This window comes from Amycolatopsis dongchuanensis (assembly GCF_039542405.1).
In the GTDB taxonomy this organism is placed as follows: domain Bacteria; phylum Actinomycetota; class Actinomycetes; order Mycobacteriales; family Pseudonocardiaceae; genus Amycolatopsis_E; species Amycolatopsis_E sacchari.
Genome location: NZ_BAABIB010000040.1, coordinates 26,731 through 52,404 on the forward strand (window position 1 = coordinate 26,731; position 25,674 = coordinate 52,404).

A 25,674-nucleotide genomic window follows, 5' to 3' on the forward strand; every position below is an offset into this window, starting at 1 on the left:
GGTGCATTTCCGTCCGTCGGCGACGGTCGGCCGCAACGTCGTACGACCCGAACCGTCCTCTGGTCAGAGATTCACCACAGGCTCGATCGAGGGGTTCGGAAATGGGATCAACCACGATGAAGTTGGCGCTGGCGGGCGGTGCTCTCGCGGCGACGGCACTGCTTTCCGCCTGCGGCGGGAACATCTCGGCGGGGCACGGATCTCCTGCTCCAGGCAACGAGATCACGGCCGCGGCGGTGCAGGCCGCGCCGGGGAACCTGGGCGCCGCTACTTCCGGCGCGGACGTCAACTGCAGTGAAAACGGGGGCAAGGTCGGCGCTCCGGGTGGCCCGCAGGTCGACCTGATCGCCAAAGCCTCCACCGAAGGCACCATCCCCGGCTGCACCGAAGCCTTCAACGTCATCGACGAGTACTACGCCAAAGCACCCCACGGCGAAGGCCCCGGACGCCGCGTCCTCGACATCCTCGGCCACTGGGACTGCGCCAAAGCCGAAGAACCCGCAGGCAGCCAAGGCGTCATCTACTGCAACAAAGACGGCGACACCGCCTTCCGCATCGAAACCGCACCCAGCGGCTCGTGATGCCCTGATCGGGGGACCAAGGTAAGAAGCTCGGCGGCCGGGAATCCTCCCGGCCGCCGAGCCGTCGGGTCGGCAGCCGGGACCCCACGAGTTCCCGCAGCTCACCTGCTGTGCCCCCGGCAGGACTCGAACCTGCGACCTAGAGATTAGAAGGCTCTTGCTCTATCCAGCTGAGCTACGAGGGCCTGCGCCGACGGCCGCTGCAGGCCACGACCACCCCTGCAGTTTAGTCAACGTCACCCCTCGTATCGCTGGACACCGGCTGATCGTTTCAGCCCCTGCCGATGTAGGGCATCTTCGTCGCGGTGATGGTCATGAACTGGACGTTCGCCTCGAGCGGGAGGCCCGCCATGTACACCACGGCCTCGGCGACGTGCACCGGGTCGAAGGTCGGTTCCGGGCGCACCGAACCGTCCGCCTGGCGGGCTCCCGTGGCGATGCCCGCCGTCATGTCCGTCGCCGCGTTGCCGATGTCGATTTGACCACACGCGATGTCGAAGGGGCGCCCGTCCAGGGAGATCGCCTTCGTCAGGCCCGTGATCGCGTGCTTCGTCGCCGTGTACGCGGCGCTGCCGGGGCGGGGTGCGTGGGCCGAGATCGACCCGTTGTTGATGATCCGCCCGCCCCGCGGCCGCTGCTCCTTCATCACCCGCACGGCCTGACGGGCGCACAGGAACGCGCCGGTCAGGTTCACGTCGACGGTCTGCCGCCAGGCCGCCACGTCCAGCTCTCCCACATCACCCGATGGGCCGAACGTGCCGGCGTTGTTGACCAGCAGGTCGAGGCGACCCCATTCGCGGCGCACCGCGTCGAAGAGGGCCTCGACCTGCTGCTCGTCGGCCACGTCGGTGGGCACGACCAGCGCGGGGCGGCCCTCGGCCGTCTCCGCCAGCGCCTCCGGGCGCCGCCCGGCCAGCGCCACCTCGTACCCCGCGTCGAGCAGGGCGCGCGCGATCACCCGGCCGAGGCCGGACCCGGCGCCCGTCACCACCGCGACCGGCATGGCGTCAGAAGTTGATCATGTGGCCGGCGAGGCCGTGGATGGCCTCCTTGACCGCCTCACCGAGCGTGGGGTGCGCGTGCACGTTCCGCGCCACCTCGTGCACGGTCAGGTCCCACTGCTGCGCCAGCGTCAGCTCCGGCAGCAGCTCCGTGACGTCCGGCCCGATCAGGTGCGCGCCCAGCAGCTCGCCGTACTTCGCGTCCGACAGGATCTTCACGAAACCGCCCGAGTCGGCCAGGCCGTGCGCCTTGCCGTTCGCGGTGAACGGGAACTTCGCGACCTGGACGTCGAAGCCCTTCTCGCGGGCCTGCTCCTCGGTGTAGCCGAACGAAGCCACCTGCGGCTGGCAGTACGTCGCCCGCGGGATCATCACGTAGTCGAGTTCCATCGTCTCGGCGCCGGCGATGGCCTCCGCCGCCACGATGCCCATCGACTCGGCCGCGTGCGCCAGCATCAGCTTCGCCGTGACGTCCCCGATCGCGTAGATGTGCGGGACGTTCGTGCGGCAGTGCCCGTCGACCGCGATGGCCCGCCGCTCGGTCAGCTCGACACCCGTGTTCTCCAGGCCGTAGCCCTCGACGCGCGGCTGGAAGCCGATGGCCTGCAGCACCTTGTCGGCCTCGAGCGTCTGCTGCGAGCCGTTCGAGGACACCGTCACCTTGACCTTGGCGCCGCTGTCGTCGATCGACTCGACCTTCGTCGAGGTCAGGACCTTGATGCCCAGCTTGGAGTACCGCTTCGCGAGCTCCTTGGACACCTCGGCGTCCTCCAGCGGGACCATCCGGTCCAGGAACTCGACGATCGCCACGTCGACGCCGTAGTTGTGCAGCACGTAGGCGAACTCGACGCCGATCGCGCCGGCACCCGCGATGATGATGCTGCCGGGCAGCTCACGCGAGAGGATCTGCTCCTCGTACGTCACCACGCGCTCGCTCAGCTTCGTGCCGGGCAGCAGCCGGGTCGTCGCGCCGGCGGCGATGATGCAGTTGTCGAAGGTCACCGTCTCGGTGCCGTTCGCGGTGCTCACCTCGAGCGTGTTCGCGTCGGTGAACCTGCCGCGCCCGTTGTACTCGGTGATCTTGTTCTTCTTCATCAGGAAGTGGACGCCCTTGACGCGCCCGTCCGCGACCGACCGGCTGCGGTCGAACGCCGCGCCGTAGTCGAAGCGGATGTCGCCGTCGGAGGAGATCCCGAAGGTCTTCGCCTCCTTGGTGACCAGGTGCGCCAGCTCCGCGTTCCGCAGGAGCGCCTTCGACGGGATGCAGCCCACGTTCAGGCAGACGCCGCCCCAGTACTTCTCCTCCACCACGGCCGTCCGCAGTCCGAGCTGTGCCGCCCGGATCGCCGCGACATACCCGCCAGGCCCGGCGCCCAGCACCACAACGTCGAAGTGTTCAGACATGCACCCAGCCTATGCCCGGAGTGCGGCCGATGTTCGCGCGGTGGTACGGCGCCGGGCCCGCGGAAATCAGACCCGTTCGAGGATCACGACGGGGATCTTCCGGTCGGTCTTCTGCTGGTACTCGTCGTACGCGGGCCAGACCTTCGCCATCACCGGCCAGAGCTTCTCGCGCTCCGCGTCGTCGGCGGTGCGCGCGCGTGCGGTGAACTTGTCGCCCTTGACCTGCACCTTCACCTCGGGGTTCGCCTGCAGGTTGAGGTACCAGCCCGGGTGCTTCGGGTCGCCACCCTTGGAAGCCACGATGACGTAGTTCCCGTCGACCTCCTGGTAGATGAGCGGGAACTTGCGGTCCTCACCGGTCTTGCGGCCCTTGGTCGTGAGGATCAGGGCCGGCACTCCCGGCTGCCAGTCGTGACCCACCTCACCGTCGGTCTCCTCGTAGCGGCGTACGTGCTCATCGCCGAAGAGCATCAGGGGGTTCCTTTCGTTGTCGGTTCAGACCACTCCTCAATCCGACAACAACCGGGGCCCCTCGGGTAATCCGACCCGATCGAGTGCATCTGACCAGGCAAAATCCGGGAACCCACCTAGAATTCGGCCGTTGAGAGCGTTTGCCGCCAGGGGAGGACGGATGATCGCCAGGAGTCACGTGACGCTCGAGGACGTCGCGGAGGTGGCCAACGTGTCGTTGGCCACAGCCTCCCGCGTCCTCAACGGCACGACCAACGTCCGCGAGGACCTCAGGGACAGGGTCCTCGCCGCGGCGACCGACCTGGCGTACACCCCCAACGTGCACGCGCAGGCGCTCGCCGGGGCGTCGCACCCCACCGTCGGCGTGGTGTGCCACGACGTGAGCGACCCGTACTTCGCCGCGGTGGCACGGGGTGTGCTGCGGGCGGCGGACCGCAACGGGCTGCTGGTGATGCTCGCGAGCACCTTTCGCGACCCGGAGAAGGAGATCGCGTACGTGTCGACGCTGCGCCGGCAGCGCGCGTCGGCGATCGTGCTCGCCGGCTCCGGCTTCGAGGACAGGGCGTGGGAACGCGCGCTGGCCGCCGAACTGGAGCCGTACCGGCGCGGCGGCGGGCAGGTCGCGGTCATCGGCAGGCACCGCAACCTCAAGGTCGACAGCGTGCAGCCGGAGAACCGGTCGGGCGCGAAAGCGCTTGCGGGGGCCCTGCTCGGGCTGGGGCACCGGCGTTTCGCCGTGCTCAGCGGGCCGCGGACGATGACGGCGGTGGTGGACCGGTTCACCGGCTTCCGCGAGGGCCTCGCCGAAGCGGGGATCGAACTGTCCGAACGAGACGTGTTCGAGGCCTCCTTCGACCGCGACGGCGGGTACGCGGCCGCCGAGGAGTTCCTGTCCGGCAAGCACCGCGCCACGTGCGTGTTCGCGGCGAGCGACGAGATGGCGATCGGTGCGCTGGCGGCGTTCCGGGCGGCGGGGCGTGACGTGCCAGGAGACATCTCGGTCGCGGGTTTCGGGAACATCCCGGTGGCCCGCGATCTGAACCCGGCGCTGTCCACCGTCGCGCTGCCGCTGGAGGACCTGGGCGAGCAGGCGATGGAACTCGCGTTGAGCGGCACGCCCGGCGGGCGCAGCCGGACCCGCCGAATGGCCGGTGAGGTGTTGCTCCGCGACAGCACGGCCCGCACCCGTCGCCGCCGCTGAGGTCCACTGTGGAGTGATCTACTGTGGGTAGCGTGCCGCCGCCCCGTGCTGGCCGGCGGCGGCGCGGCCACCCCTCGTTCGGCCGAGCAGCCCACTTCCCGTATCCGGTCACGCTCCGATCGACTGATGCTGCCTGCAAGTTGCAGCAAAGCAGTTCATCATGTGGTGGGCCGTGCCACGATGAGCCCCATGACAACCACTTCCGAACCCCGATGGCGAAGACTCGAGCCCGACGAACGCAGAGAGCAGATCTTCACGTGTGCCGCCCGGCTGTTCGGGGAGCGGCCGTACGCCCTGGTGTCCACTTCGGACATCGCGGCGGAGGCGGGCGTGGCCCGGGGCCTGATCAACCACTACTTCGGCACCAAGCGCCAGCTGTACCTCGCGGTCATCCGCCGCGCCGTGACGATGCCGGCGCTCGACGGGCACACGCCGCTGGACGGACCGCTGTCCGACCGGGCCGACGTCACGGTCGAGAAGTTCCTGGACATGGTGCTCAGCCAGGGGAAGATGTGGCTCGTCGCGACGTCGGAGGGGATCGGGCAGGACGCGGAGGTCGAGGAGATCCTCGTCGAGGCGGAGCGCCGGTCGGCCGACCGGGTCCTGGATGCGTTCGGCGTACCCGCGGACGCGGAGGCGCGGCCGCAGCTCAACGCGCTGATGCGCTCCTTCGCCGGCATGGTGAAGGCAGCGGGCCGCGAATGGCTGCTGCGCAAGGAACTCGACCGGGGCCAGGTGCACACCCTGCTCTACCACACGCTCGTCACGATGCTCGAAAACGTGTTCCCCCCGCTGCTCAAGACGGAGTGAGAACCCTCCCGAACCGGGCAAAGGCCGTGACCCCGCCTTCCGGTTCCGGAAGATCCGGATTCCTCATCCGCGGCGGAACTCACCGGTAGGTCAGCAGCCGCGCGCCCCGTCCGTCGAAGTGCGAGTGCTCGTTGAACGACAACAGCGTGAGCCCGCTCCGCCCGGCGACGACCTTCGTGATCCCGCAGTTGACCGTGACGCGGTTGAGCTTCAGCAGCCCCGTGGCGGGCTCGCCCAGCAGCATCCCCGCCACCGTCCCGATCACCCCGCCGGACGTGAAGACCAGCGCGTTCTCGCCCTTGCCCAGCGCCGCGACCAGGTCCTCCAGCGCTCCCCGCACCCGCTCGCGGAACGCGGGCCACGACTCGGCGCACGGCGTGTCCTCACCGGCGCCGATCCACTCGGCGAGCGCGCCGTCCAGCACTTCCTGGTAACCCCGCGAGTCCGTCGCGCTCTGCGGCACGCCGCCCCCGTGGTGCGCCACGATGTCCACGTGGTCGTACTCGTTCCACCTCGGGTCCTCCTTGGCCGGCGCGCCGCCGCCGAGCCAGTCGAGGACCGTCTCGGCGGTGGCGCGCTGGCGGGCGAGTGACCCCGACCGCGCTTCGGTGAAGCGGATGTCGCGGCGCAGCAACTCCGCGCCGACCACGGCGCCCTGCTCGGCGCCGAGGTCGGACAGCCGGTCGTAGTCCGCCGCACCGAAGGAGGCCTGGCCGTGCCGGATCAGGTAGATCGCTCCCATCGGCCGCAGGTTATCCGGCCGTGTTCAGCAGCCTGTTCGGCGTGCCCGCGGTCGCGTTGCTGATCTTGCCGGTGCTCGCCGCGGCGGTCAGCGCGTCGGACACCTGCGCGGGCGTCGCGGCCGGGTGGGTGGCGAGGTAGAGGGCGGCAGCGCCGGTGACGTGCGGGGTCGCCATCGACGTGCCGCTGATCGTGTTGGTCGCGGTGTCGCCCGTGCCCCACGACGACGTGATGCCCACGCCGGGGGCGTAGAGGTCGACGATGCTCCCGTAGTTGGAGAAGCTCGCCTGCTTGTCGGTCCGGTCGCTGGCGGCCACGGTGATCGCGCTCGCCACGTGCGCCGGGGAGTAGCCGCTGGCGTTCGCGCCGTCGTTGCCCGCGGCCACGGCGAACGTGACGCCCTTGGCGATCGCGCCCTCGACTGCCTGGTCGAGCGCGTCGTCGGAGGTGCCGCCCAGGCTCATGTTCGCCACCGACGGGCCGGAGGCGTGCTCGGCGACCCAGTCGATCCCGGCGACGACCTGCTCGGTGGTGCCGCTGCCGTCGGCGTCGAGCACCCGGACCGGCACGATCTTCACGCCCTTCGCGACGCCGTACTCGCTGCCGCCGATGGTGCCCGCGACGTGCGTGCCGTGGCCGTTCTCGTCGGTGGGGTCGGCGTCGTTGTCGATGAAGTCGTAGCCGCCGGAGACGCGCCCGCCGAAGGTCTCGTGCGTCGCGCGGACGCCGGTGTCGATGACGTACGCGGTCACGTTGGTCGCGGTGGTGCTGTACGTGTACGAGGAGTCGAGGGGGAGGTCACGCTGGTCGATGCGGTCGAGACCCCAGGAAGGCGGGTTCTGCTGCGTGTCGGACACGCGGAAGACGTGGTTCTGCACCACGTACGCGACGTTGCTGTCGGCGGCGAGCCGCTTGGCCTGGCGTTCGGTGGCGTGGATCGAGAAGCCGTGGAGCGCCGCGGTGAACGTGCGGGCGAGGCTGGTGTCGTAGCGACCGGAGAGGGTCTGCGAAAGCTTGCTGACGGCGTCGGCGTTCTTGAGCACGACGAGGTAGCTGTCCGCCACCGCGCCCGGGGTGCCGGCCTCGCGGATCTGCCCCTCCTGGGCCTGCGCGCTCGCGGTGCCGCCGGCGACGACCGCGAGAGCCACCCCGGCCGCGAGTAACTTCCGAGCATTCACCATGCGACTTCCTCCCACCCGATTTAGTGATTAGAAGGTCATGCAAACCGGTGATCGCCACTCACGGCAATAATTCACAGTTACCACTACTAACCCGTTTGGGTGAGCGCTGCTAAGGTTGGGAAAGCAGGCAAGACGGCGAGGCGGGATCAGGTGGCCAATACCGACACCGCGTTCTCCAAGGCGCTGCGCACTTCGATCGCCCGTAGCGGGCTGAGTCTCGACCGGCTGCAGGCGCGGCTGCGCGCCAACGGTATCCCGGTGAGCATCACCGCGCTGAGCTACTGGCAGTCCGGCAAACGGCAGCCGGAGCGGCAGAGTTCGCTGTCGGCCGTGCGGGTGCTCGAGGACGTGCTCGGGCTGCGCCCCGGTGAGCTGCTGAGCCTGCTGCCGCCGCCGCGTCCGCGCGGCACGAACCGGCCGCGCACCGAGCCGGTCAACTTCCCCGTCGAAGCGCTGCGGACCCTGCTGGAGCGGGTCGGCGCGCCGCACGCGCTGGAGCAGCAGCACAAGCTGAAGCTCGCGAGCCTGCACGACCGGTGCGAGATCGCGGCGGACGGCGGGCAGCGCAGCACGACGGCGCGCGCGGTGTTCCAGGCGACGGCCGACGGCCAGGACCGCTGGCTGCTGGTGTACGACCACGGCGGCACCGACACCGGGCCGCCCCGGCTGCACGCGCTCCGCAACTGCCGCGCGGGCCGGGTCGAGGTCGACACGGAGCACGGGCTGACGGCCGCCGAGCTGCTGTTCGACCGCACCCTCGAACGGGGCGAGACGCAGCTGATCGAGTACACGCTGACCAACGGTGGCCCGCCCTATCCCCCGTGCTCGAACACCTACTACCGCGAATTCCGCCGCCCGGTGCGCGAGTACCTGCTGGAGATCAGCTTCGACACGGCTCCCGAGCGCTGCTGGCAGTACACCCGCACCGATCCCGAGAAGGGTGAGGAGCGGCGCGATCTCCACCTCGACACGACGGGCGGGGTGCACGCGGTCGCGCTCGACTTCGGGCCCGGCGTGTTCGGAATCGGCTGGACGTAGAACGTCCTACCTCTTCGAATTCGCCCGCTGACTCACCGGAATCTGCACCGGGAGGCCGGTTTCGCCCTGCCCTGCAACCCGGCCCGCGCAGGCCGCGTCTGCAGGTGGACATTTCCGAAATCGAAGGAGCCTGGGGTGAAATCGGGAAGCATCGCGGCCGCCTGCGCCGCACTGGTCGTGGCCTGCCTGCCGGGAGTGGCGTCCGCCTCGCCGGTGGTGGCGGCATCCGCCGCGCGGGTGGGGTCCGCACCGGTGACGTCTGCCGCGGGCGCGCCGGTGGCCTACGCCGTCACCGCCGCCTACGACGTGCCCGCGCTGGAGGGCACCGACAACGACACCGCGTCCCTCGTCTTCCGGTCGCCGGAGGCGCCGGGCACCGCCGGGGGCACGTTCGACGAGCAGTCGCTGCCCGTCGGCCCGCTGTCCACCGGCACTTCCTGGTTCCTCGACGTGAACCGGAAGGTCGGCTGGTTCGACGACTCCGTGCCGCCGGCGGGGGCGACCGCGCCGAGGTCCTACGAGTCCACCGCGACGTTGAGCGACAGCGGGAGCGTGGACGCCCACGTGCAGGCGGACTACATGCTGGAGGCGCAGGGCGGGCCCCAGCACGTGTGGCTGTACCTGGACGACGCGACGAGCATCGCGCAGTGCCCGGGGCTGCGTGGCACGGGAGGGAGCGGGTTGTGGGTTCGGCAGCCCGACGGCGTACTGGCCCGGGTCGCGCTGCCCTTGGACGAGCCCTACGTGGTCCGCGATGTGCCGCTGCGGCTGCCCCAGGTCAGCATGGCGGACCAGAACCTGCCGCAGTTCGCCGACATCTCCGTGCGCACCGCGGGCCCGGGTGAACTCGTCGGCGCCGACGGCCCGGTGGCCGCGGGCTGGCGGGTGGACGTCGACAGCTACGTGATCGGGGCGAACGGACGCGAGGACCGCGGGCATTCGATGCTGGTCCTCGGTGGGGCCGCCTGCACCAGCTGACAGCTCGGGAGCCGGTGGTGGCGATGGCGCATCCCGCCGCCACTGGCTCGGCTCCCGGGTGGTGCCGCAAGCACATTCAGATGCGGCCACCACTCGGCGACATCGGCCATTCCGCCGCCGACTTTCCAGACTCGGCCATCGGTGACGGCAGCGGCCCATCCCGCCGCCGACCTCTCAACCCCCACGCCTTCCCGCGAACGCGTTCAGACTGGCCACCAGCCCACCAGCCTCCGGCGACGCGAGCCCGTAAAGCCCGACACTGGGCCTGTCGACCGGGCACATCACCGAACCCGAGGAGATCGCCGCACTCGTGGTGTTCCTGGCTTCCGGCGAGGAGGTCTAGGCCAGCTCCGTCCGGAGCACCTTGCCCGTCGCGTTGCGGGGCAACTGCTCCACGAACTCCACGTCCCTGGGCACCTTGTAGCGGGCGAGGTTCGACTTCACGTACTCCCGCACGGTGTCCGCGTCCAGGTCGCTGCCCTGGGCACGGACGACGAACGCCTTCAGCCGCTGCCCGAACTGCTCGTCCGGCACGCCGATCACTGCGGCCTCGAGCACGTCCGGCCGCTCCACCAGCAGGTTCTCCACCTCGACCGGGAACACGTTCTCCCCGCCGGACACGATCATCTCGTCGTCACGACCATCGATGAACAGCAACCCGTTCTCGTCGAAGTGCCCGACGTCACCGGTGGACAGCAGCCCGTCGATCATCTCCTTCTGCCTGCCGTCGGTGTACCCGTGGAAGCTCAGCCCGCTGCCGACGAACACCCGGCCCGTCACGCCGGGCTCGGTGATCCGCTGCCCCGCCGAGTCGTACAGCGCGACGCGGCAACCGACCGGCGACCGCCCCACCGTGCCCGGCGCCTTGCGCCAGTCCTCGGGCGTCGCGACCGTCGCGACCGCGACCTCCGTCGAGCCGTACAGGTTGTGGATCACGTCGCCGAACGCCTTCGTCGCCCGGTTGCCCAGGTCCGGCGACAGCGCCGAGCCCGCGACGAAGATGATCCGCAGCGAGGACGTGTCGTACCGGGCGAGGGCCTCCGGGCCGAGGTCGACGATGCGCTGCAGCATCGTCGGCACCAGCACCAGTGCCGTGCACCGGTGCTCCTCGACGCCCTTCAGCGCCTCCTCGGGGTCGAACCGGCGGCGCATCACGACCTTGCACCCCAGCGCGTACGACAGGATGAACTGCGAAAGCCCGGTGCCGTGGAAGATCGGCGCCCCGAGGTACGTGCTCTCCCCTGCCCGCAACGGAATCCGGTCCAGGAACTGCGCGGTGGAGAACAGGGAGGTGTGGTCGCGCGGAGCTCCCTTCGGTGTGCCGGTCGTCCCGCTGGTCAGCAGCACGAAACCACCACGCCGCGCGGGCGCGGGCATCGGCCGGTCGTCGGTGCTGGTGATCAGCTCGTCGAGGACCGGGATGCCGTCGAGCGCGTCGTCGGAGTCCACCCAGGCCAGGTACCGGTCGACGTCCGCGGGGATGCCGGCGAGCAGGTCCGTGAACTCCTGGTCGTACACCAGGGCTCGCGCCTTCTCGCGCCGCACCACGTCGGCGAGCTGCCTGCCCCCGAAACCGGTGTTCATCAACAGCAGCCGCGCGCCGAGCTTGCCCGCCGCGGACATCGTCAGCACCAGCCCCCGGTGGTCGCGGCAGAGCGCGGCCATCACGGTCCCGGGTTTGATCCCACGCGCGGCCCACGCGCGGGCGAGCGCGTTCGACCGCAGTTCGAGCTGCCGGAAGGTGAGCGGGCCCCGCTCGTCCACGAGGCCGACGGCGTGCGGGCTGCGCCGGGCGGCGATCTGGGCCGCGGCGGCGAACGGGCCGATCCTGCGCATCGCGACGACGGCTTGCAGCCCTTCGTCGATCCTCGGGAACGGGATGAGGCCCGCCTTCCACATGACCTCGATGCTGCGGACCGTCTCCGTCACCTTGCCGCCGAGCATGGCACCTCCGTTGGGGCCGACCGTACCGACGGTACGGACGTTACCGGAGGGTAGGCAGGAGACGGAACCGGTGTTCAAACCGCGAAGGCGTGGAACGGCACCCGCGCGTCCACGACGAACCGGGCGACGACCACGTCCTCGGCGGTCTCGATGGGGCCAGGCCGGTCGGGGTCGATCGTGGTGAGCAGCGGGTACCCCTCGGTGCCCACGGGGCCGTAGCTGCGGCCCTTCTCCCAGTCAGAGGCGGGGATGCCGTCGGGGGTGCGCCTGATGTATGGTCCAGCCGCTACCCGGACCTGGACCCCGGCGGCTACCTCGACGAGTACCGGGACGTGCCGGCCTCGTACTGGGACGGCTACGGCGGGTTACCGGTGCTCCTGCTGCAGTTCACCAGCTCCGCGAGCGCCCCGTCGCTGAGCCCCTACGACGCCAACGCCTTCCGCGGCACACCGCAGCAGCTCGCGTCGCTCTTCGGGGCCGCGGACAGGGCCCCGCTCGTCGTCTTGGAGGACGCCCGATGAGATACCCCGCAGGCAACGACATCGAGGTCGCGATCGAGATGGCGGGCCGGCCGCACTTCATGTACTGGTTCGTGCCCGGCGGCCGCGAGCACCCGGAGAACGCGCTGGTCGTCAAGGACTGCGCCAGCGGCGGCAGCCCGGCCAGCGACGGCGAACCCCAGCTCTGCCAGTACCAGCGGGGCAGGTACACCAGCGGCACCCGGTAGCCGCGAGCTCGCGCGCCGTCCACGAACTGGCGGGTCATCGCGAGCGTGGGCGCGGAGACGACCTGGCCGTTGCTGCCCTCGATGCTTTCCACGTCCGGGAGCAACGCCATCGTCTTCGGCACCGTGCGCTCGACCGCGTCGAGGTGGGCCTCGACGGGGTACCGGCTGTCGAGGAACCAGTACGCGGCCGTGATCATGCCCGCCACGTGCGATCGGGCGCTGTTGGCCGCGAACTTGTCGTCGGCCCAGTCGCCCTGGCCCGCCTTGTGGATCGCGAACCGGAGCCCGTCGCGGTACAGGGCGGCGAAGTCGACATCGCCCTGGTGGTGGCTGGTGTCACTGCCGAACGTCGTGCCTGCTGGATCCAAGGGTCCTCCTCGTAGTGCGTCGATGGGTCACCGTGCACACGTATCCGGCGGCCCGCCGGTTGAACCCGCGGATACGAAAACTGTCGGTGGTGTGGCGCAGAATCTCCAGGTGCACATCTTCGTCGGGCAGGAGGAGGGCGGGCGCTTCGACGTGCTCACCCCGTCCGGCCGGCGCACGCTCGACCTGGCCGGGCTCGCCGAACTGGAGCGTGAGCACCGGCCGCGGTGGGTGTTCCCGTCGGTGGAGCGGGGCTATCCGGAGTTCGTGCGGGGTGGGCTGCGGGTGAGCCGGTGCCACGACCTGTCGCTCGCCGAGGGGCTGCTGCTGGCGCACGAGGGCACGGGCGGGCCGCGGGGGCTGGCGGCGGCGTTCGCCAGGGCGAACGGGCTCGAACCGCCGCCGGACGAGCCGGCGCACGCCGACGTGCAGCCCGCGTTGTTCGAGACGCGGGGTTCCGGGCTGCCGGACGGGGTCTCGGTGGTGGACGCGGCGAAGGTGGTGCTGGCCGAGCAGGAGCGGCGGATCCGGAGGTGCGAGCAGCCGGAGCGGATGCGGTTGCTGGTCGCGGCGGAGTCGGCGAGCGCGCTGGCCGCGGCGGAGATGTCCGCCGACGGCCTGCCGTGGCGCGCGGACGTGCACGACGCGTTGCTGACCGAGCTGCTGGGGCCGCGAGTGCCCGCCGGGCAGCGGCCGAAGAAGCTGGTCGAGCTGGCGGTGCGGGTCAGCGAGGCGTTCGGCGGCAAACCGGTCAACCCGGACAGCCCGGCGACGATCGTGCGGGCGTTCGGCCGGGAGGGCATCTCGATCCCGTCGGCGCGGGCCCACGTGATCCGCAAGATCGACCACCCCGCGGTGCCGCCGCTGCTGGAGTACCGCGAGCTTTCGCGGTTGTACTCGGCGAACGGCTGGGCGTGGCTGGAGGAGTGGGTGCACGACGGGCGGTTCCGGCCGTCGTGGGTGGTCGGCGGGGTGGTGTCGGGGCGCTGGGCGAGCCAGGGCGGTGGGGCGCTGCAGATCCCGAAGACGCTGCGGGTGTGCGTGCGGGCGGATCCGGGCTGGAAGCTCGTGGTGGCCGACGCGGCGCAGCTGGAGCCGCGGATCCTCGCCGCGTTGTCGGGTGACCGGCGGCTGGCGGAGGTCTCGGCTTCGACGGATCTGTACGCCCGCCTGGCGGAGGCGATGTTCCCGGTGCTGGACGAGAAGTCGCGGGGCCGGGCGAAGATCGCCATGCTGTCCGGGATGTACGGCGGCACGGCCGGGGAGGCCGCGTCGCTGCTCGCGTTGCTGCGCCAGCGTTTCCCGGACGCGGTGTCCTATGTGGAGCGTGCGGCGCAGGCGGGTGAGCGCGGTGAGCGGGTGCGGTCGCGGCTGGGCCGGACGTCACCGGCGCCGTCGGAGGCGTGGCGGGCGCTGACGGGCGCGGCGGAGGACGACGGCAGGGCGCGGCAGGCGTCGCGGAACTGGGGCCGGTTCACGCGGAACTTCGTGGTGCAGGCCAGCGCGGCGGACTTCACGGCGGTGATGCTGGCGACGCTGCGGCAGCGCCTGCCGTCACCGGCGCACCTGGTGTTCTTCCAGCACGACGAGGTGATAGTCCACGCCCCGGACGACGTGGCGGGCGACATCCCGGCGATGATCGAGGCCGCGATGAGCGAGGCGTCGGCGCTCATGTTCGGCCCGTCGTGCCCCGTGCACTTCCCCATGCACACCGCGGTGGTCGACGTCTACGCCGACGCGAAGTGAGGTCGGGGGGATCCGGCCTCAAGCCGCCGCGGCGTCGAGGGCCTTCAGGATCCGCTTCGCCGGATCCCCGAGTGAACACCGACCAGAGAGACCACCACGAAACAGCGACAACCGCCCCACCGCGAGGCCCCGCCCCACCACTCCCCAGCCTCCCGCCAGCACTCAGTCGACTAGCCCGTCAACTCGCCTTCACGGCGCCAGTCCAGCGACACCACCACCCAACCCTCAAGCCGCCGCGGCGTCGAGGGCCTTCAGGATCCGCTTCGCGGATACCGGGTGTGCCGTGCCGAGCGTCTGGGCGAAGTAGCTCACCCGCAGCTCCTCCAGCATCCAGCGCACCTCGACCAGCTCCGGGCCCGGCTGGACGCCCGGGGGCAGCGCCGCCACCGCCCGCTGGTACTCCTCCTGCAGCCACTGCACATCGCGCAGCAGCTCGACATCCTTGGCCGCCGCGTTCGCCAGTTTGTCGATCCGGCGCTCGATCGCCCGCAGGTAGCGGACCAGGTTCGGCAGCCGGTCGAAGCCCGTCGCCGTCACGAAACCCGGGAACACCAGCCCGTCGAGCTGGGCGCGGATGTCCGCGAGCGACTCCGCAGGGCCGCGCGCGTCCGCCAGGCGCGTTTCCACGTCGTTCGCGGCGCGCAGGATCTGCTCCACTTCGGACAGTACAACCAGGACGGTCGGGTTCACGCTGCCACGCACCTTCTCCAGCAGCACGGCGAACCCGGCCTCGTCCCACGACGGACCGCCGTTGTCGGCCATCAGCTTGTCGACCGCGCAGTTCACGCAGTCCTCCAGCAACCCTGCGACGCTGCCGTGCGGGTTGCGGCCCAGCACCAGTTTCGCGTTGTTCGACAGGTTGCGGTTGATGAACTTCATCGGCGAGGGCAGGTTCAGCCGCAACAGCTTCCGCGTGCCCAGCCACATCTGCTGCCGCTGCTCGACCGGCGTGTCGAGCATCCGCACGGCCACCGTCGAACCCTCGTCGACGAGCGCGGGAAACGCTTTCACCTCGTGCCCGCGGCGGGTGCTCGCGAACACCCGGGGCAGCTCCCCGAACGCCGGCTTCGTCAGCCCCTCGCGCTCGATGCTGTTGGCAGCCTTGGAAATCGTCTCGCGGACCTTGCCGCTCAACGACCGCTTCAGCGCGAGCAGGTCCTTGCCCTCGGCGAGCTTGCGCCCCCGCTCGTCGACGACGCGGAACGTCATCCGCAGGTGCTCCGGCACGGCCGCGAGCTGCCAGGCGTCCGGCGGCACCGGCACGCCCCGCAGGTCCTCCAGCTCCGCCGCCAGCACGTCGAGCAGCGGGCCGTCCGCCGGGGAAACCCGCGACAGCACGTACTTCGCCGTGTCCGGCGCGGGCACGAAGTTGCGCCTCAGCTGCTTGGGCAACGACTTGATCAGCGCCGTCACCAGCTCCTCGCGCAACCCCGGCACCTGCCAGTCGAACCCGTCGGGCGTGATCTGGTTCAGCACCGGGAGTGGAATGTGGACGGTCACGCCGTCGGCGTCGGCGCCCGGCTCGAACTGGTACGTCAGCGCGAGCCGCTGCGAACCCTGCGTCCACGTGTCCGGGTAGTCGGACTCGCGCACGGCGTCCGCCGCCTCGGTGACCAGCATCGCCTTCTCGAAGTTGAGCAGGTCGGGCTGCGTGCGCCGTGTCTTCTTCCACCAGGTATCGAAATGCCGCCCCGACACCACTTCCTCGCCGACGCGCTGGTCGTAGAACTCGAACAACGTCTGGTCGTCGACCAGCAGGTCACGGCGGCGGGCGCGGTTCTCCAGGTCCTCGACCTCGTCGAGCAGCGCCCGGTTGGCCGCGAAGAACTCGTGCCGCGTGTCCCAGTCACCCTCGACCAGCGCGTGCCGGATGAACAGCTCGCGCGACAGCTCCGGGTCGATGCGCCCGTAGTTCACCTTGCGCCCCACCACGAGCGGTACGCCGTAGAGCGTCACGCGCTCACTCGCCACGACCGCGGCGCGCTTGCGCTCCCAGTGCGGCTCCGAGTACGTGCGCTTCACCAGGTGCCCCGCGAGCGGCTCGACCCACTCGGGTTCGATCCGGGCGTTCACCCGCGCCCACAGCCGGGAGGTCTCGACCAGTTCCGCCGACACCAGCCAGCGCGGCTGCTTCTTGAACAACGCCGAACCGGGGAACACCGCGAACCGCGCACCCCGCGCACCGAGGTAGTCGCCCTTCTCCGGGTCCTTCAGCCCGACGTGCGACAGCAGCCCGGCGAGCAGCGAGATGTGCACGTTCTGCGGGTCGGCGGGCTCGCTGTTGAGCGTGATGCCGAGCGGTTTCGCGAGCTGGCGGAGCTGGCTGTAGATGTCCTGCCACTCGCGCACGCGCAGGTAGTTGAGGAACTCGTTGCGACACAGCCTGCGGAACTGGTTGTTGGAAAGCGCTTTCTGCTGCTCCCGCAGGTACTCCCACAGGTTCAGGTACGCCAGGAAGTCCGAGGTCTTGTCGGCGAACCGGGCGTGCTGCTGCTGCGCGGCCTCCTGCTTGTCGGCCGGCCGCTCGCGCGGGTCCTGGATGGACAGTGCCGCGGCGATGATCATCACCTCGCGCACGCAGCCGTTCTTCGCGGCCTCCAGCACCATCCGGCCCAGCCGCGGGTCCACCGGCAGCTGCGCGAGCTGCCTGCCGACCTCGGTGAGCTTGTCCCCGTCGAACGCGCCGAGCTCCTGCAGCAGCTGCTTGCCGTCGGTGATCTGCCTGCGGTCCGGCGCCTCGACGAACGGGAACGCGGCGATGTCGCCGAGCCCGAGCGCGGTCATCTGCAGGATGACCGAGGCGAGGTTCGTGCGCAGGATCTCCGGATCGGTGAACTCCGGGCGCGACTCGAAGTCCGCCTCGGTGTACAGCCGGATGCAGATGCCGTCCGACGTGCGGCCGCAGCGGCCCTTCCGCTGGTTCGCGGACGCCTGCGAAATCGGCTCGATCGGCAGCCGCTGCACCTTCGTGCGGTGGCTGTAGCGGGAGATGCGCGCGGTGCCCGGGTCGATCACGTACTTGATGCCCGGCACGGTCAGCGACGTCTCGGCGACGTTCGTCGCGAGCACGATGCGCCGCCCGGTGTGCCGCTGGAACACGCGGTGCTGGTCCGCCGCCGACAACCGCGCGTACAGCGGCAGGACCTCCGTGTTCGGACGGTCCTGTTTGGACAGTGCGTCCGCCGTGTCGCGGATCTCCCGTTCCCCGGACAGGAACACGAGGATGTCGCCGGGCCCTTCGGCACACAGCTCGTCGACCGCGTCGGAGATCGCCTGGACCTGGTCGCGCTCCTCGGCGTCCGGCTGGTCGGGGTCCACAATGGGCCGGTAGCGGACCTCGACCGGGTAAGTCCGGCCGGAGACCTCGACGATCGGCGCGCCCCCGAAGTGCTCGGCGAAGCGCTCGGGGTCGATCGTCGCCGAGGTGATGATCACCTTGAGGTCGGGGCGGCGCGGCAGCAGCTGCTTGAGGTAGCCGAGCAGGAAGTCGATGTTGAGGCTGCGTTCGTGCGCCTCGTCGATGATGATCGTGTCGTAGCGGCGCAGCATCCGGTCGTGCTGGATCTCGGCCAGCAGGATGCCGTCGGTCATCAGCTTGACCATCGTGTCGTCGCCGCTGGTGTCGGTGAACCGCACCTGGTACCCGACCGCGCCGCCGAGCTCCGTGCCCAGCTCGCTCGCGATGCGCTCCGCGACGGTGCGGGCCGCGAGCCGCCGCGGCTGGGTGTGCCCGATCTGGCCGCGCACGCCGAGCCCCAGTTCCAGGCAGATCTTGGGCAGCTGTGTGGTCTTGCCGGACCCGGTCTCCCCCGCGACGATCACGACCTGGTTGTCCCTGATCGCGGCCGCGATGTCGTCCTTGCGCCTGCTGACCGGCAGCTCGGCGGGGTAGGTGATCTTCGGCCGGTTCGCCCGGCGCCGCCGCACGCGCTGCTCCGCGGCGTCGACGTCGGCCGCGAGCTGCCGCGCCACGCGCTCCGGGTCCCGCGCCTTGCGGGCACCGTCGAGCCGCCGCCGCAACCGGTGCTCGTCGCGCAGCATCAACTCGGGCAGCCTGGCCCGCAGCTCAGCAAGGGGGGATGGCGTAGACATACGGATTCCAGTTTAACCGGCGGTCGCGGGGTGTGTCCGCCGGTTAAATCCCTCGCCAATCCGGGCGGGTTCTGTCCGGAGTCACCCCTAGCTTGGCCGGTGTCCACTCCAGTCCAGGAAGGAACCACCGTGCAGTTCGCCTCCGTCCGCGTCATCACCGAAGACGTCCGCCGCCTCGTCGAGTTCTGGGAACAGGCCACCGGCGTCGAAGCGCGCTGGCTCGCCGAGCAGTTCGCCGAACTCGTGACCCCGTCGTGCACCCTCGCCATCGGCAGCGTCGAAACCATGGCGTTGTTCAGCCCGGGCGCCGCCGTGCCGCGCTCGAACCGGACCGTGATCCTGGAGTTCCTCGTCGAGGACGTCGACCGGGAGCACGAACGGCTGACGGCCCTGGCCGCCGCGCCCGAGGTCGTGCAGAAGCCGACCACGATGCCGTGGGGGAACCGGTCGCTGCTGTTCCGCGATCCCGACGGCAACCTGGTCAACTTCTTCACCCCGGTCAGTGACGAAGCCCGTGCCCGTTTCGGGAAGACCCCGGGGAGCGGCGTCGAGTAGAGTCCGGTCTCGTGTCGAGCCCGGAAGCGGACTGGGCGGGGGCTTTCGGTCACCCCGTCAGCCCCCTGAACCCCTGAGATTCCCCGGCTGACCGGGAGTGACGAGACGTACCAACCGCTCTCTCACCCCGGAGTCGCTCGATGCCGTTTTCCCTCTACCTGCTCGCTGTCGCCGTGTTCGCCATGGGCACGTCGGAGTTCATGCTCGCCGGCCTGCTGCCGGACCTCGCCGTGGATCTCGGCGTGCCACTGGGCACGGCGGGGCTGCTCACGTCGGCGTTCGCGATCGGTCTGGTCGTCGGCGCACCGCTCATGGCCGCACTCGCCCGCCGCTGGCCGCGGCGGGCGAGCCTCGGCGGGTTCCTCGTCGTGTTCCTGGCCGCGCACGTGGCCGGCGCGGTGACCGGGAGCTTCGCCGTGTTGTTCACCACCAGGGTCCTCGCGGCACTGGCCAACGCCGGTTTCCTCGCGGTCGCGCTCGCGGCGGCGGCCGACACCGGCAGGAAGGGACGCGCGGTGGCCGTCCTGCTCGCGGGGACCACGCTCGCGACGGTCGCCGGCGTGCCGGGCGGCGCACTGCTCGGTGCGGCGTTCGGCTGGCGGGCCACGTTCTGGGCGGTCGCGCTGCTGTGCCTGCCCGCCTTGGTGGCGGTCCTGCTCGTGCCCGCGGGCGCGGCGGCGCGGGTGGACCTCCGCCGGGAACTGGCCGAGCTGCGGCGGCCGCGCCTGCTCGTGGTGCTGCTGCTCGGCGCGTTCGTCAACGCGGCCACGTTCGGCAGCTTCACGTTCCTCGCCGCACTCGCGGCCGGAGCGGCCGTTCCCGTCGTGCTGGTGCTGTTCGGGCTGGGGTCTTTCGCGGGGGTCACCGTCGCGGGGCGGCTGTCCGACGACCGGCCGGGCGTCGTGCTCGGCGTGGGCGGGCTGCTCCTGCTCGGCGGCTGGCTCGCGCTCGCCGCGTTCCCCGGCGCGGTGTTCGTGCTGGCGTTCACGCAGGGCGCGCTCTCGTTCGGCGTCGGCAGCACGCTGATCGCCTCGGCGCTCCACGAAGCCGCGGGTGCGCCGACGATGGCGGGTTCCTACGCCACGGCGGCCCTGAACGTCGGCGCCGCCGTGGGACCCGCGCTGGCCGCGGTGGCACTGGGCGTGGACGGGCGCGGCCCGGCCTGGGTCAGCGCGGCACTCGTCGCGGTGTTCCTCGCGATCACGCGCGGACGAGCACCTCGGGGCTCAGCGTCGCGGGAGACCGGTGACCGGCCAGCCCGAGGGTGAGGTCCAGGTCGGCGAGCAGACTGCGGAGCACGTGCCGGACGCCGTCCTCGCCGCCGAGGCCCAGCCCGTACACGTAGGGCCGCCCGAGCAGCACCGCCTTCGCGCCCAGCGCCAGGGCCTTGAGGACGTCCGCACCGGTGCGCACCCCGGAGTCGAACAGCACCTCCAGCCGGTCGCCGACCGCCTGGGCGATGCCCGGCAGTGCCTCCAGCGCACCGAGCGCGCCGTCGACCTGCCTGCCGCCGTGGTTGGAGACGACGACGCCGTCCATCCCGGCGTCGGCGGCGCGGCGGGCGTCGTCGACGTGCTGGATGCCCTTGAGCAGGATCGGCCCGTCCCACAGCTCGCGCAGCACCGCCAGCTGCTGCCAGCTCTTGTCGGTGCCGGTGAACATGCCCACCCACTGCAGGAGCGCCATCTGCTCGTCCTCCTCGGGCGATTTCGCCAGCAGGGCGCGGAAAGCGGGGTCAGACATGGCGATGGCGGTGCCCTCGTTGCGGATGAACGGCAGGTACGCGCGGTCGAGGTCCCGCGGGCGCCACGCGAGCGTCCACGTGTCGAGCGTGACGACGAGCGCGGTGTAGCCGGCCTCGCGGGCACGCCCGACGATGCTCGCGCAGACGTCGGGGTGGTTGGGCCAGTACAGCTGGAACCAGCGCGGGCCCTCGCCGCTCGCCTCGGCGACCTCCTCGAGCGTCCGGGACGCGGCGGTGGACAGGATCATCGGCACCCCCAGCCCGGCGGCGGCGCGGGCGGTGGCGAGTTCGGCGTCCGGGTGCACGATCGACTGCACGCCGACGGGTGCGAGCAGCACCGGCGCGGGGAACTCGGTGCCGAACAGCGTCGTCATCAGGTCGCGGTCGGTCGCGTCGGTGAGCATGCGGGGCACGATCCGCCAGCGGTCGAACGCCTCGCGGTTCGCGCGCATGGTGGCGCCCGAACCCGCCCCGCCCGCGACGTAGCCCAGCGCCTCGGGGGTGAGCACGGTCGCGGCGGCGTCCTCCAGCGCGGTGAGGTCCGTGGTGAACGGGGGCTTGTTCCCGGCAAGGCCCTGCAGGTAGATCTCGTTCTGGTAGCCACCGAATCGTTCGGCCACAGGCACCTCCTCGTCGACGCTGGGCGAAGCCTACGTGCCCGTTCGCCGAGTGGTCCTCGCCACGTCGGGGAATAGCAGGGGGTTCCCGGTCGTTCGCGGTCTTTCGGAGACGGGAGAGATTTTGACCGCGACTGCTTCGACGACTGCCACTGCCCCCGCCGCACCGAAAACCCTGCGTTACGCGCTGATCCTCGGCGGCCTCTCGGCCTTCGCGCCACTGTCCATCGACATGTACCTGCCCGCGCTGCCGAGGATGGCCGACGACCTGCACAGCGCGGACGCCACCCTCCAGCTCACACTCACGGCGTTCATCGTCGGACTGGCCGTGGGACAGCTGGTGCTGGGCCCCATCTCGGACGCCGTCGGGCGCCGCAAGCCGTTGCTCGCCGGGCTGGCCGTGTACGCGGTTTCGTCCGTGCTGTGCGCCGTGAGCCCTTCGGTGGAGTTGCTCATCGCCGCGCGGATGCTGGAGGCGCTCGGCGCGGCGGCCGGGATCGTGATCGCGAGGGCGATCGTGCGCGACCTGTACTCGGGCACGGCGATGACGAAGTTCTTCTCGATGCTGATGCTGGTGAGCGGCCTCGCGCCGATCCTGGCGCCGGTGCTCGGTGGACAGGTCCTACGTCTGACGTCCTGGCGCGGCGTGTTCGTGGTGCTGACGGTGTTCGGCGCACTGCTGCTGCTCGCGACGGCGCTCGCGCTGCCGGAGCCGCTGCCGCCGGAACGCCGCAGCCCGAACCGGCTCGGTGCGACGCTGCGGACGTACGGGAGGTTGCTGGCGGACCGGTCGTTCCTCGGCTACGCGCTGGCGGGCGGGCTGATGTTCGCGGGGTTGTTCGCCTACGTGTCAGCGTCCTCGTTCGTGCTGCAGGAGGTGTACGGACTGAGCCCGCAGGACTTCAGCCTGGTGTTCGGCGGGAACGGGATCGGGATCGTGCTGGCGGGCCAGCTCAACGGGCGGCTCGTGGGGCGGTTCGCGGAGCGCACGCTGCTGGCGGTGGGCCTGACGGCGTCGGCGGTCGGCGGGCTGGGCGTGCTCGCGGCGGCGGTGTTTTCGTTGCCGCTGGTGGCTTTGCTGGTGCCGTTGGTGCTGCTGGTGTCGAGCATCGGCATGGTGATGCCGAACGCGTCGTCGCTGGCGCTGGCGGAGCACCCGCACTCGGCGGGCGCGGCCTCGGCGTTGCTGGGCGTGCTGCAGTTCGTGATCGGCGGACTGGCGACGCCGCTGGTCAGCATCGGCGGCGCGTCGAGCGCGGTGCCGATGGGCACGGTGATGGCGTGCTTCGCGGTAGCGGCGCTGGTGATCTTCCGGACCCTGACCCGGCGCACGGCGTAGCCGGGGCTCAGCCGATCGCCGAGAGATCGCCGTCCGTAAGGGTTTTCTCGTCCACCGGGGGCCTGTTTTCGACCAGGCGCTGCAGTGCGTCGCCGTCGTCCCAGGCGTTCACGTTCATCGCTGCGGTTACGTGGCCCTCGCGGAGCCAGAACGCGGTGAACTCCCGCGTGCCGAGGTCACCGCGGACCACGAGCCGGTCGGTGTCCGGATCCGCCAAGCCGCGGTACTCACAGCCGAGGTCGTACTGGTCGGTGAAGAAATACGGGGCCGCGGTGTAGGGCTCGTGCTCGCCGAGCAGGTTCGCCGCCACGTGCGCGCCCTGGTTCTTCGCGTTGGCCCAGTGCTCGACACGCACGCGCCTGCCGTAGCGCGGATGGAAGTGCGACGCGATGTCCCCGACCGCGAACACGTCGGGCGCGGACGTGCGCAGGCTCGCGTCCACCGCGACGCCGCCGTCGTCGGCGAGTTCGAGGCCGGCGGCGTGCGCCAACTCCACGCGCGGGCTCACCCCGACCGCCGCCACGACGACGTCCGCGGGCAGTTCGGTTCCGTCGGCCAGCCGCACGGCTCGCACCCCGGCCGAGTCCCCGGCGATCTCCGCGATCCCGGCGCCGAGACGCCAGTGCACGCCCTGCTCGGCATGCATGTTCCGGAACACCTCCGCTACCTCCGGCCCCAGCACGGGTAGCAATGGCGCGGCGATGCGGTCCACGACGGTCACGTCGACACCGTGCCGCCGGGCCGCGGCCGCCGCTTCAGTGCCGATCCAGCCCGCGCCCACCACGACGGCGCGTTCGGCGTCCGCGAAGGCCGCGCGCAGGGCGAGGGAGTCGTCGAGGGTACGCAGGGTCCGCACCCCGGGCAGCCCCGCGCCGGGGACGGGCAGCAGGCGCGGTTGTGAACCGGTCGCGAGCACCAGCCGGTCGTAGGGGTGATCACCGCCCTGGTTGTCGGCAACCCGGCGCGCCCCGAGTTCGATCCGCGTCGCGATGGTGTGCCGGCGCAGGTCGATGTCGTGCTCTTCGTAGAACCCGGCGTCGCGCACCCAGTCCGGTTCTTCGGCGTCGCCCAGCAGCACGCCTTTCGACAGGGCGGGCAGTTCGTACGGGCGGTGGGCCTCGGCGCCCAGGAGAACGAGTTCGCCGGAGTACCCGTGTTCACGCAGCGTCGCCGCGGCTGTCGCCCCACCGAGTCCCGCACCGAGGATCACGATGCGTCGCGGTTGCGCCATGGCTCTCTCCCTGTCACCGGTGGCCTGTCTCACGCTACCGTCCGGGTGAGTTTTTCGCGTCCACCGTCACGAGCTCTCACCGCTTCGGTCCCTTCTGCGGTCCGGGCGAAGCGAACGAGGGGAACGACGTGACTGCTCAGGACGAATGGTCCGTCACCTGCCGCGATCTGGCAGGGCGGAAGCGGGCGCTGACCGTGTTCACCAGCAACGGGCGCATCGTGCTGGTAGGACCTCCCGGCGAGGCCGCGGTACTGGAACCACTGGACGTAGGACGTCTCCGCGCGGCGTTGCGGGACGCGGTTGTCGTGGTAGGACAGGAAGCGCGGGAGTGATCACCCCTGCAGCCGCTACCCCCGGATCGGCTGGCTAGGTTAGCCTAACTTCATGACCGCGATCGCCGAAACCACGACCGCCACCCGGCTCCACGGCGAGGGCCTGACGCTCGCCTACGACGGGCGCACGGTCGCCGAAGACCTCGGGGTGACCATCCCGGACCAGTCCTTCACGGTGATCGTCGGTCCGAACGCTTGCGGGAAGACCACCCTGCTGCGGGCGCTGGCGCGGTTGCTCAAGCCGCGCAAGGGGATGGTGTACCTGGATGGTGAGGTCATCACGTCGATGCCCGCCAAGCAGGTCGCGCGGCGCCTGGGGTTGCTGCCGCAGAGTTCGATCGCCCCCGAGGGCATCACGGTCGCGGATCTGGTGGCCCGCGGCCGGTACCCGCATCAGCGGCTGCTGCGCCAGTGGTCGAAGGAGGATGCGGCAGTCGTAGAACGTTCTATGTCCGCAACGGGCGTGTCCGAACTGGCCGACCGCCTCGTGGACGAACTGTCCGGCGGTCAGCGGCAGCGGGTGTGGCTGGCGATGGCGCTGGCGCAGGAAACGGAACTGCTGCTGCTGGACGAGCCCACGACGTTCCTGGACATCTCGCACCAGATGGACATCCTGGACCTGTGCGCGCAACTGCACGCCGAACAGGGCCGCACGCTCGTCGCGGTGCTGCACGATCTCAACCACGCCGCCCGGTACGGCACCCACCTCATCGCGATGCGCGGTGGGAGGGTCATCGCCACGGGCAGCCCGGAGGAGGTCGTCACGGCGGAACGGGTGGAGGAGATCTTCGACCTCCCGTGCCGCGTGATGCCGGATCCGGAAACGGGCACCCCACTGGTGATTCCCAAGGCGCGGCGATAGCCGCACAAAGCCCCCGAGAGTTGGGTGATCATCCCGTCGCCTGACACCGGGCGATCACTTTGAGCCAGGGCCGCAACATGCGCCGGAACCGGCGGCCGAAAGACCAAAGCTTGCGGCCCTGGAGCAAAGTGATATGCACAAACCGCAGGCGACGGGATGATCACTCAACTCGACCACCCACCCCAGGTGAGATCCCTTTGGGCCCCATCATCCTGGAGCCTGCCCGCCGGCCAATACCGCTAAGTTTAGGCGAGTTTCCGCAGCTCAGAGGCGTTTGGAGGCGTCGCCCACAGAGCGGTCACACCCCGACAGAACAGTTGCCTCAATTGAAGATTCCCCTCAACCGCAACGGCGACTGTCTTAAGTGGAGAACCGCCTAACCGGCGGGAACGACTGAACAGAGCCTCCGGTAACGCCCTGACCAGGTAAAACGTACTAACTTAGCGGTATTGCCCGCCGGCGAGGCATTCTTTTGATCTTCTCGCTTAAATGCCCAGGCACCGGGGTTTACCGGGCGTGACCGCCCTGCTGAAGCGGCCCCACCCCCGCCCCGATCCTTGAGTGTTCACGGCGGCTGGGGATCGGGGCGGGGGTGGGTGGGGGCGGTGTGGCCGCTTCCGTTGCGTTGCCGGGTGCGGGGTGGCGGTGTGGGTCCCTAAGGGATGTCTCGTAACCCGGTGGGCGGCTGGCCGGTCCGGTAGTTGATCATGTTG

At 70.6% G+C, this 25,674-nt stretch carries 22 protein-coding genes and 1 tRNA gene; 11 read left to right on the forward strand and 12 right to left on the reverse strand.

Going from position 1 to position 25,674, the window contains the following annotated elements:
- The first annotated feature begins 116 nt into the window (after window positions 1-116).
- The gene (locus tag ABFX51_RS07495) at window positions 117-581 is read left to right on the forward strand and encodes a hypothetical protein (RefSeq protein WP_346053025.1); all 465 of its coding nucleotides are present in this window, start codon (window positions 117-119) and stop codon (window positions 579-581) included.
- Between the two features lie 111 nt (window positions 582-692).
- On the opposite strand, the gene ABFX51_RS07500 is transcribed toward ABFX51_RS07495, so the two are convergent.
- The 4 genes from ABFX51_RS07500 to ABFX51_RS07515 form a co-directional block, all read right to left on the reverse strand.
- Window positions 693-766, reverse strand: a tRNA-Arg gene (locus tag ABFX51_RS07500).
- An 86-nt stretch (window positions 767-852) separates the two neighbouring features.
- On the reverse strand, window positions 853-1,584 hold the full coding sequence (locus tag ABFX51_RS07505; RefSeq protein ID WP_346053027.1) for an SDR family oxidoreductase: 732 nt from the start codon (window positions 1,582-1,584) through the stop codon (window positions 853-855).
- A gap of 4 nt (window positions 1,585-1,588) precedes the next feature.
- Window positions 1,589-2,986, reverse strand: a complete 1,398-nt coding sequence (gene lpdA, locus ABFX51_RS07510; RefSeq protein WP_346053029.1) for a dihydrolipoyl dehydrogenase — start codon at window positions 2,984-2,986, stop codon at window positions 1,589-1,591.
- A gap of 66 nt (window positions 2,987-3,052) precedes the next feature.
- Entirely contained in the window at window positions 3,053-3,457 is a 405-nt protein-coding gene (locus ABFX51_RS07515) for a nitroreductase family deazaflavin-dependent oxidoreductase (RefSeq protein WP_346053031.1), read from the reverse strand.
- A gap of 160 nt (window positions 3,458-3,617) precedes the next feature.
- On the opposite strand from ABFX51_RS07515, the gene ABFX51_RS07520 reads away from it, so the two are divergent.
- Together ABFX51_RS07520 and ABFX51_RS07525 are read left to right on the forward strand one after the other, a co-directional pair.
- Window positions 3,618-4,658 carry a LacI family DNA-binding transcriptional regulator gene (locus ABFX51_RS07520; RefSeq protein WP_346053033.1) on the forward strand — a complete coding sequence of 347 codons (1,041 nt, stop codon included), beginning with the start codon at window positions 3,618-3,620 and terminating at the stop codon, window positions 4,656-4,658.
- Window positions 4,659-4,847: 189 nt separating this feature from the next.
- On the forward strand, window positions 4,848-5,468 hold the full coding sequence (locus ABFX51_RS07525; RefSeq protein WP_346053035.1) for a TetR/AcrR family transcriptional regulator: 621 nt from the start codon (window positions 4,848-4,850) through the stop codon (window positions 5,466-5,468).
- A 79-nt stretch (window positions 5,469-5,547) separates the two neighbouring features.
- Here the strand turns inward: ABFX51_RS07525 and ABFX51_RS07530 are convergent, their stop codons facing one another.
- Both ABFX51_RS07530 and ABFX51_RS07535 read right to left on the reverse strand, forming a co-directional pair.
- Window positions 5,548-6,210, reverse strand: a complete 663-nt coding sequence (locus ABFX51_RS07530) for a histidine phosphatase family protein (RefSeq protein WP_346053037.1) — start codon at window positions 6,208-6,210, stop codon at window positions 5,548-5,550.
- Between the two features lie 10 nt (window positions 6,211-6,220).
- Window positions 6,221-7,390 (reverse strand): S8 family peptidase, encoded by a 1,170-nt coding sequence (locus ABFX51_RS07535; protein ID WP_346053039.1) that lies wholly within the window; start codon window positions 7,388-7,390, stop codon window positions 6,221-6,223.
- Between the two features lie 150 nt (window positions 7,391-7,540).
- Between ABFX51_RS07535 and ABFX51_RS07540 the strand changes: the two genes are divergently transcribed.
- Together ABFX51_RS07540 and ABFX51_RS07545 are read left to right on the forward strand one after the other, a co-directional pair.
- Entirely contained in the window at window positions 7,541-8,428 is an 888-nt protein-coding gene (locus ABFX51_RS07540; protein ID WP_346053041.1) for a hypothetical protein, read from the forward strand.
- Window positions 8,429-8,563: 135 nt separating this feature from the next.
- Window positions 8,564-9,406 (forward strand): hypothetical protein, encoded by an 843-nt coding sequence (locus ABFX51_RS07545; protein ID WP_346053043.1) that lies wholly within the window; start codon window positions 8,564-8,566, stop codon window positions 9,404-9,406.
- Between the two features lie 339 nt (window positions 9,407-9,745).
- On the opposite strand, the gene ABFX51_RS07550 is transcribed toward ABFX51_RS07545, so the two are convergent.
- The 3 genes from ABFX51_RS07550 to ABFX51_RS07560 form a co-directional block, all read right to left on the reverse strand.
- On the reverse strand, window positions 9,746-11,350 hold the full coding sequence (locus ABFX51_RS07550) for an acyl-CoA synthetase (protein ID WP_346053045.1): 1,605 nt from the start codon (window positions 11,348-11,350) through the stop codon (window positions 9,746-9,748).
- Between the two features lie 74 nt (window positions 11,351-11,424).
- Window positions 11,425-11,559, reverse strand: coding sequence for a hypothetical protein (locus ABFX51_RS07555; RefSeq protein ID WP_346053047.1), 135 nt, complete (start codon window positions 11,557-11,559; stop codon window positions 11,425-11,427).
- Between the two features lie 178 nt (window positions 11,560-11,737).
- Window positions 11,738-12,445, reverse strand: a complete 708-nt coding sequence (locus ABFX51_RS07560) for a GH25 family lysozyme (protein WP_346053049.1) — start codon at window positions 12,443-12,445, stop codon at window positions 11,738-11,740.
- 109 nt (window positions 12,446-12,554) lie between these two features.
- Here ABFX51_RS07560 and ABFX51_RS07565 point away from each other — a divergent pair, with 109 nt between their 5' ends.
- On the forward strand, window positions 12,555-14,189 hold the full coding sequence (locus ABFX51_RS07565) for a bifunctional 3'-5' exonuclease/DNA polymerase (RefSeq protein ID WP_428832452.1): 1,635 nt from the start codon (window positions 12,555-12,557) through the stop codon (window positions 14,187-14,189).
- A gap of 225 nt (window positions 14,190-14,414) precedes the next feature.
- On the opposite strand, the gene hrpA is transcribed toward ABFX51_RS07565, so the two are convergent.
- Window positions 14,415-18,281 (reverse strand): ATP-dependent RNA helicase HrpA, encoded by a 3,867-nt coding sequence (gene hrpA, locus ABFX51_RS07570; protein WP_346053051.1) that lies wholly within the window; start codon window positions 18,279-18,281, stop codon window positions 14,415-14,417.
- A 129-nt stretch (window positions 18,282-18,410) separates the two neighbouring features.
- Here hrpA and ABFX51_RS07575 point away from each other — a divergent pair, with 129 nt between their 5' ends.
- Together ABFX51_RS07575 and ABFX51_RS07580 are read left to right on the forward strand one after the other, a co-directional pair.
- A complete protein-coding gene (locus ABFX51_RS07575; protein ID WP_346053053.1) occupies window positions 18,411-18,836 on the forward strand; it encodes a VOC family protein in 426 nt (141 codons plus the stop codon).
- 140 nt (window positions 18,837-18,976) lie between these two features.
- Entirely contained in the window at window positions 18,977-20,104 is a 1,128-nt protein-coding gene (locus ABFX51_RS07580) for a Cmx/CmrA family chloramphenicol efflux MFS transporter (protein WP_346053055.1), read from the forward strand.
- Here the strand turns inward: ABFX51_RS07580 and ABFX51_RS07585 are convergent.
- A complete protein-coding gene (locus ABFX51_RS07585) occupies window positions 20,037-21,200 on the reverse strand; it encodes a lactate 2-monooxygenase (protein ID WP_346053057.1) in 1,164 nt (387 codons plus the stop codon). The genes ABFX51_RS07580 and ABFX51_RS07585 overlap by 68 nt on opposite strands.
- A gap of 121 nt (window positions 21,201-21,321) precedes the next feature.
- Between ABFX51_RS07585 and ABFX51_RS07590 the strand changes: the two genes are divergently transcribed.
- Complete coding sequence (locus tag ABFX51_RS07590) at window positions 21,322-22,536, forward strand: Bcr/CflA family multidrug efflux MFS transporter (RefSeq protein WP_346053059.1); 1,215 nt, start codon at window positions 21,322-21,324, stop codon at window positions 22,534-22,536.
- 7 nt (window positions 22,537-22,543) lie between these two features.
- Here ABFX51_RS07590 and ABFX51_RS07595 read toward each other — a convergent pair whose 3' ends face one another.
- Window positions 22,544-23,767: an NAD(P)/FAD-dependent oxidoreductase gene (locus tag ABFX51_RS07595; RefSeq protein WP_091504513.1), complete on the reverse strand. Its 1,224-nt coding sequence runs from the start codon at window positions 23,765-23,767 to the stop codon at window positions 22,544-22,546.
- A 128-nt stretch (window positions 23,768-23,895) separates the two neighbouring features.
- Between ABFX51_RS07595 and ABFX51_RS07600 the strand changes: the two genes are divergently transcribed.
- Complete coding sequence (locus ABFX51_RS07600; RefSeq protein WP_091504514.1) at window positions 23,896-24,099, forward strand: hypothetical protein; 204 nt, start codon at window positions 23,896-23,898, stop codon at window positions 24,097-24,099.
- A gap of 52 nt (window positions 24,100-24,151) precedes the next feature.
- Window positions 24,152-24,961: an ABC transporter ATP-binding protein gene (locus tag ABFX51_RS07605; protein WP_091504515.1), complete on the forward strand. Its 810-nt coding sequence runs from the start codon at window positions 24,152-24,154 to the stop codon at window positions 24,959-24,961.
- Window positions 24,962-25,674 lie beyond the last annotated feature (713 nt).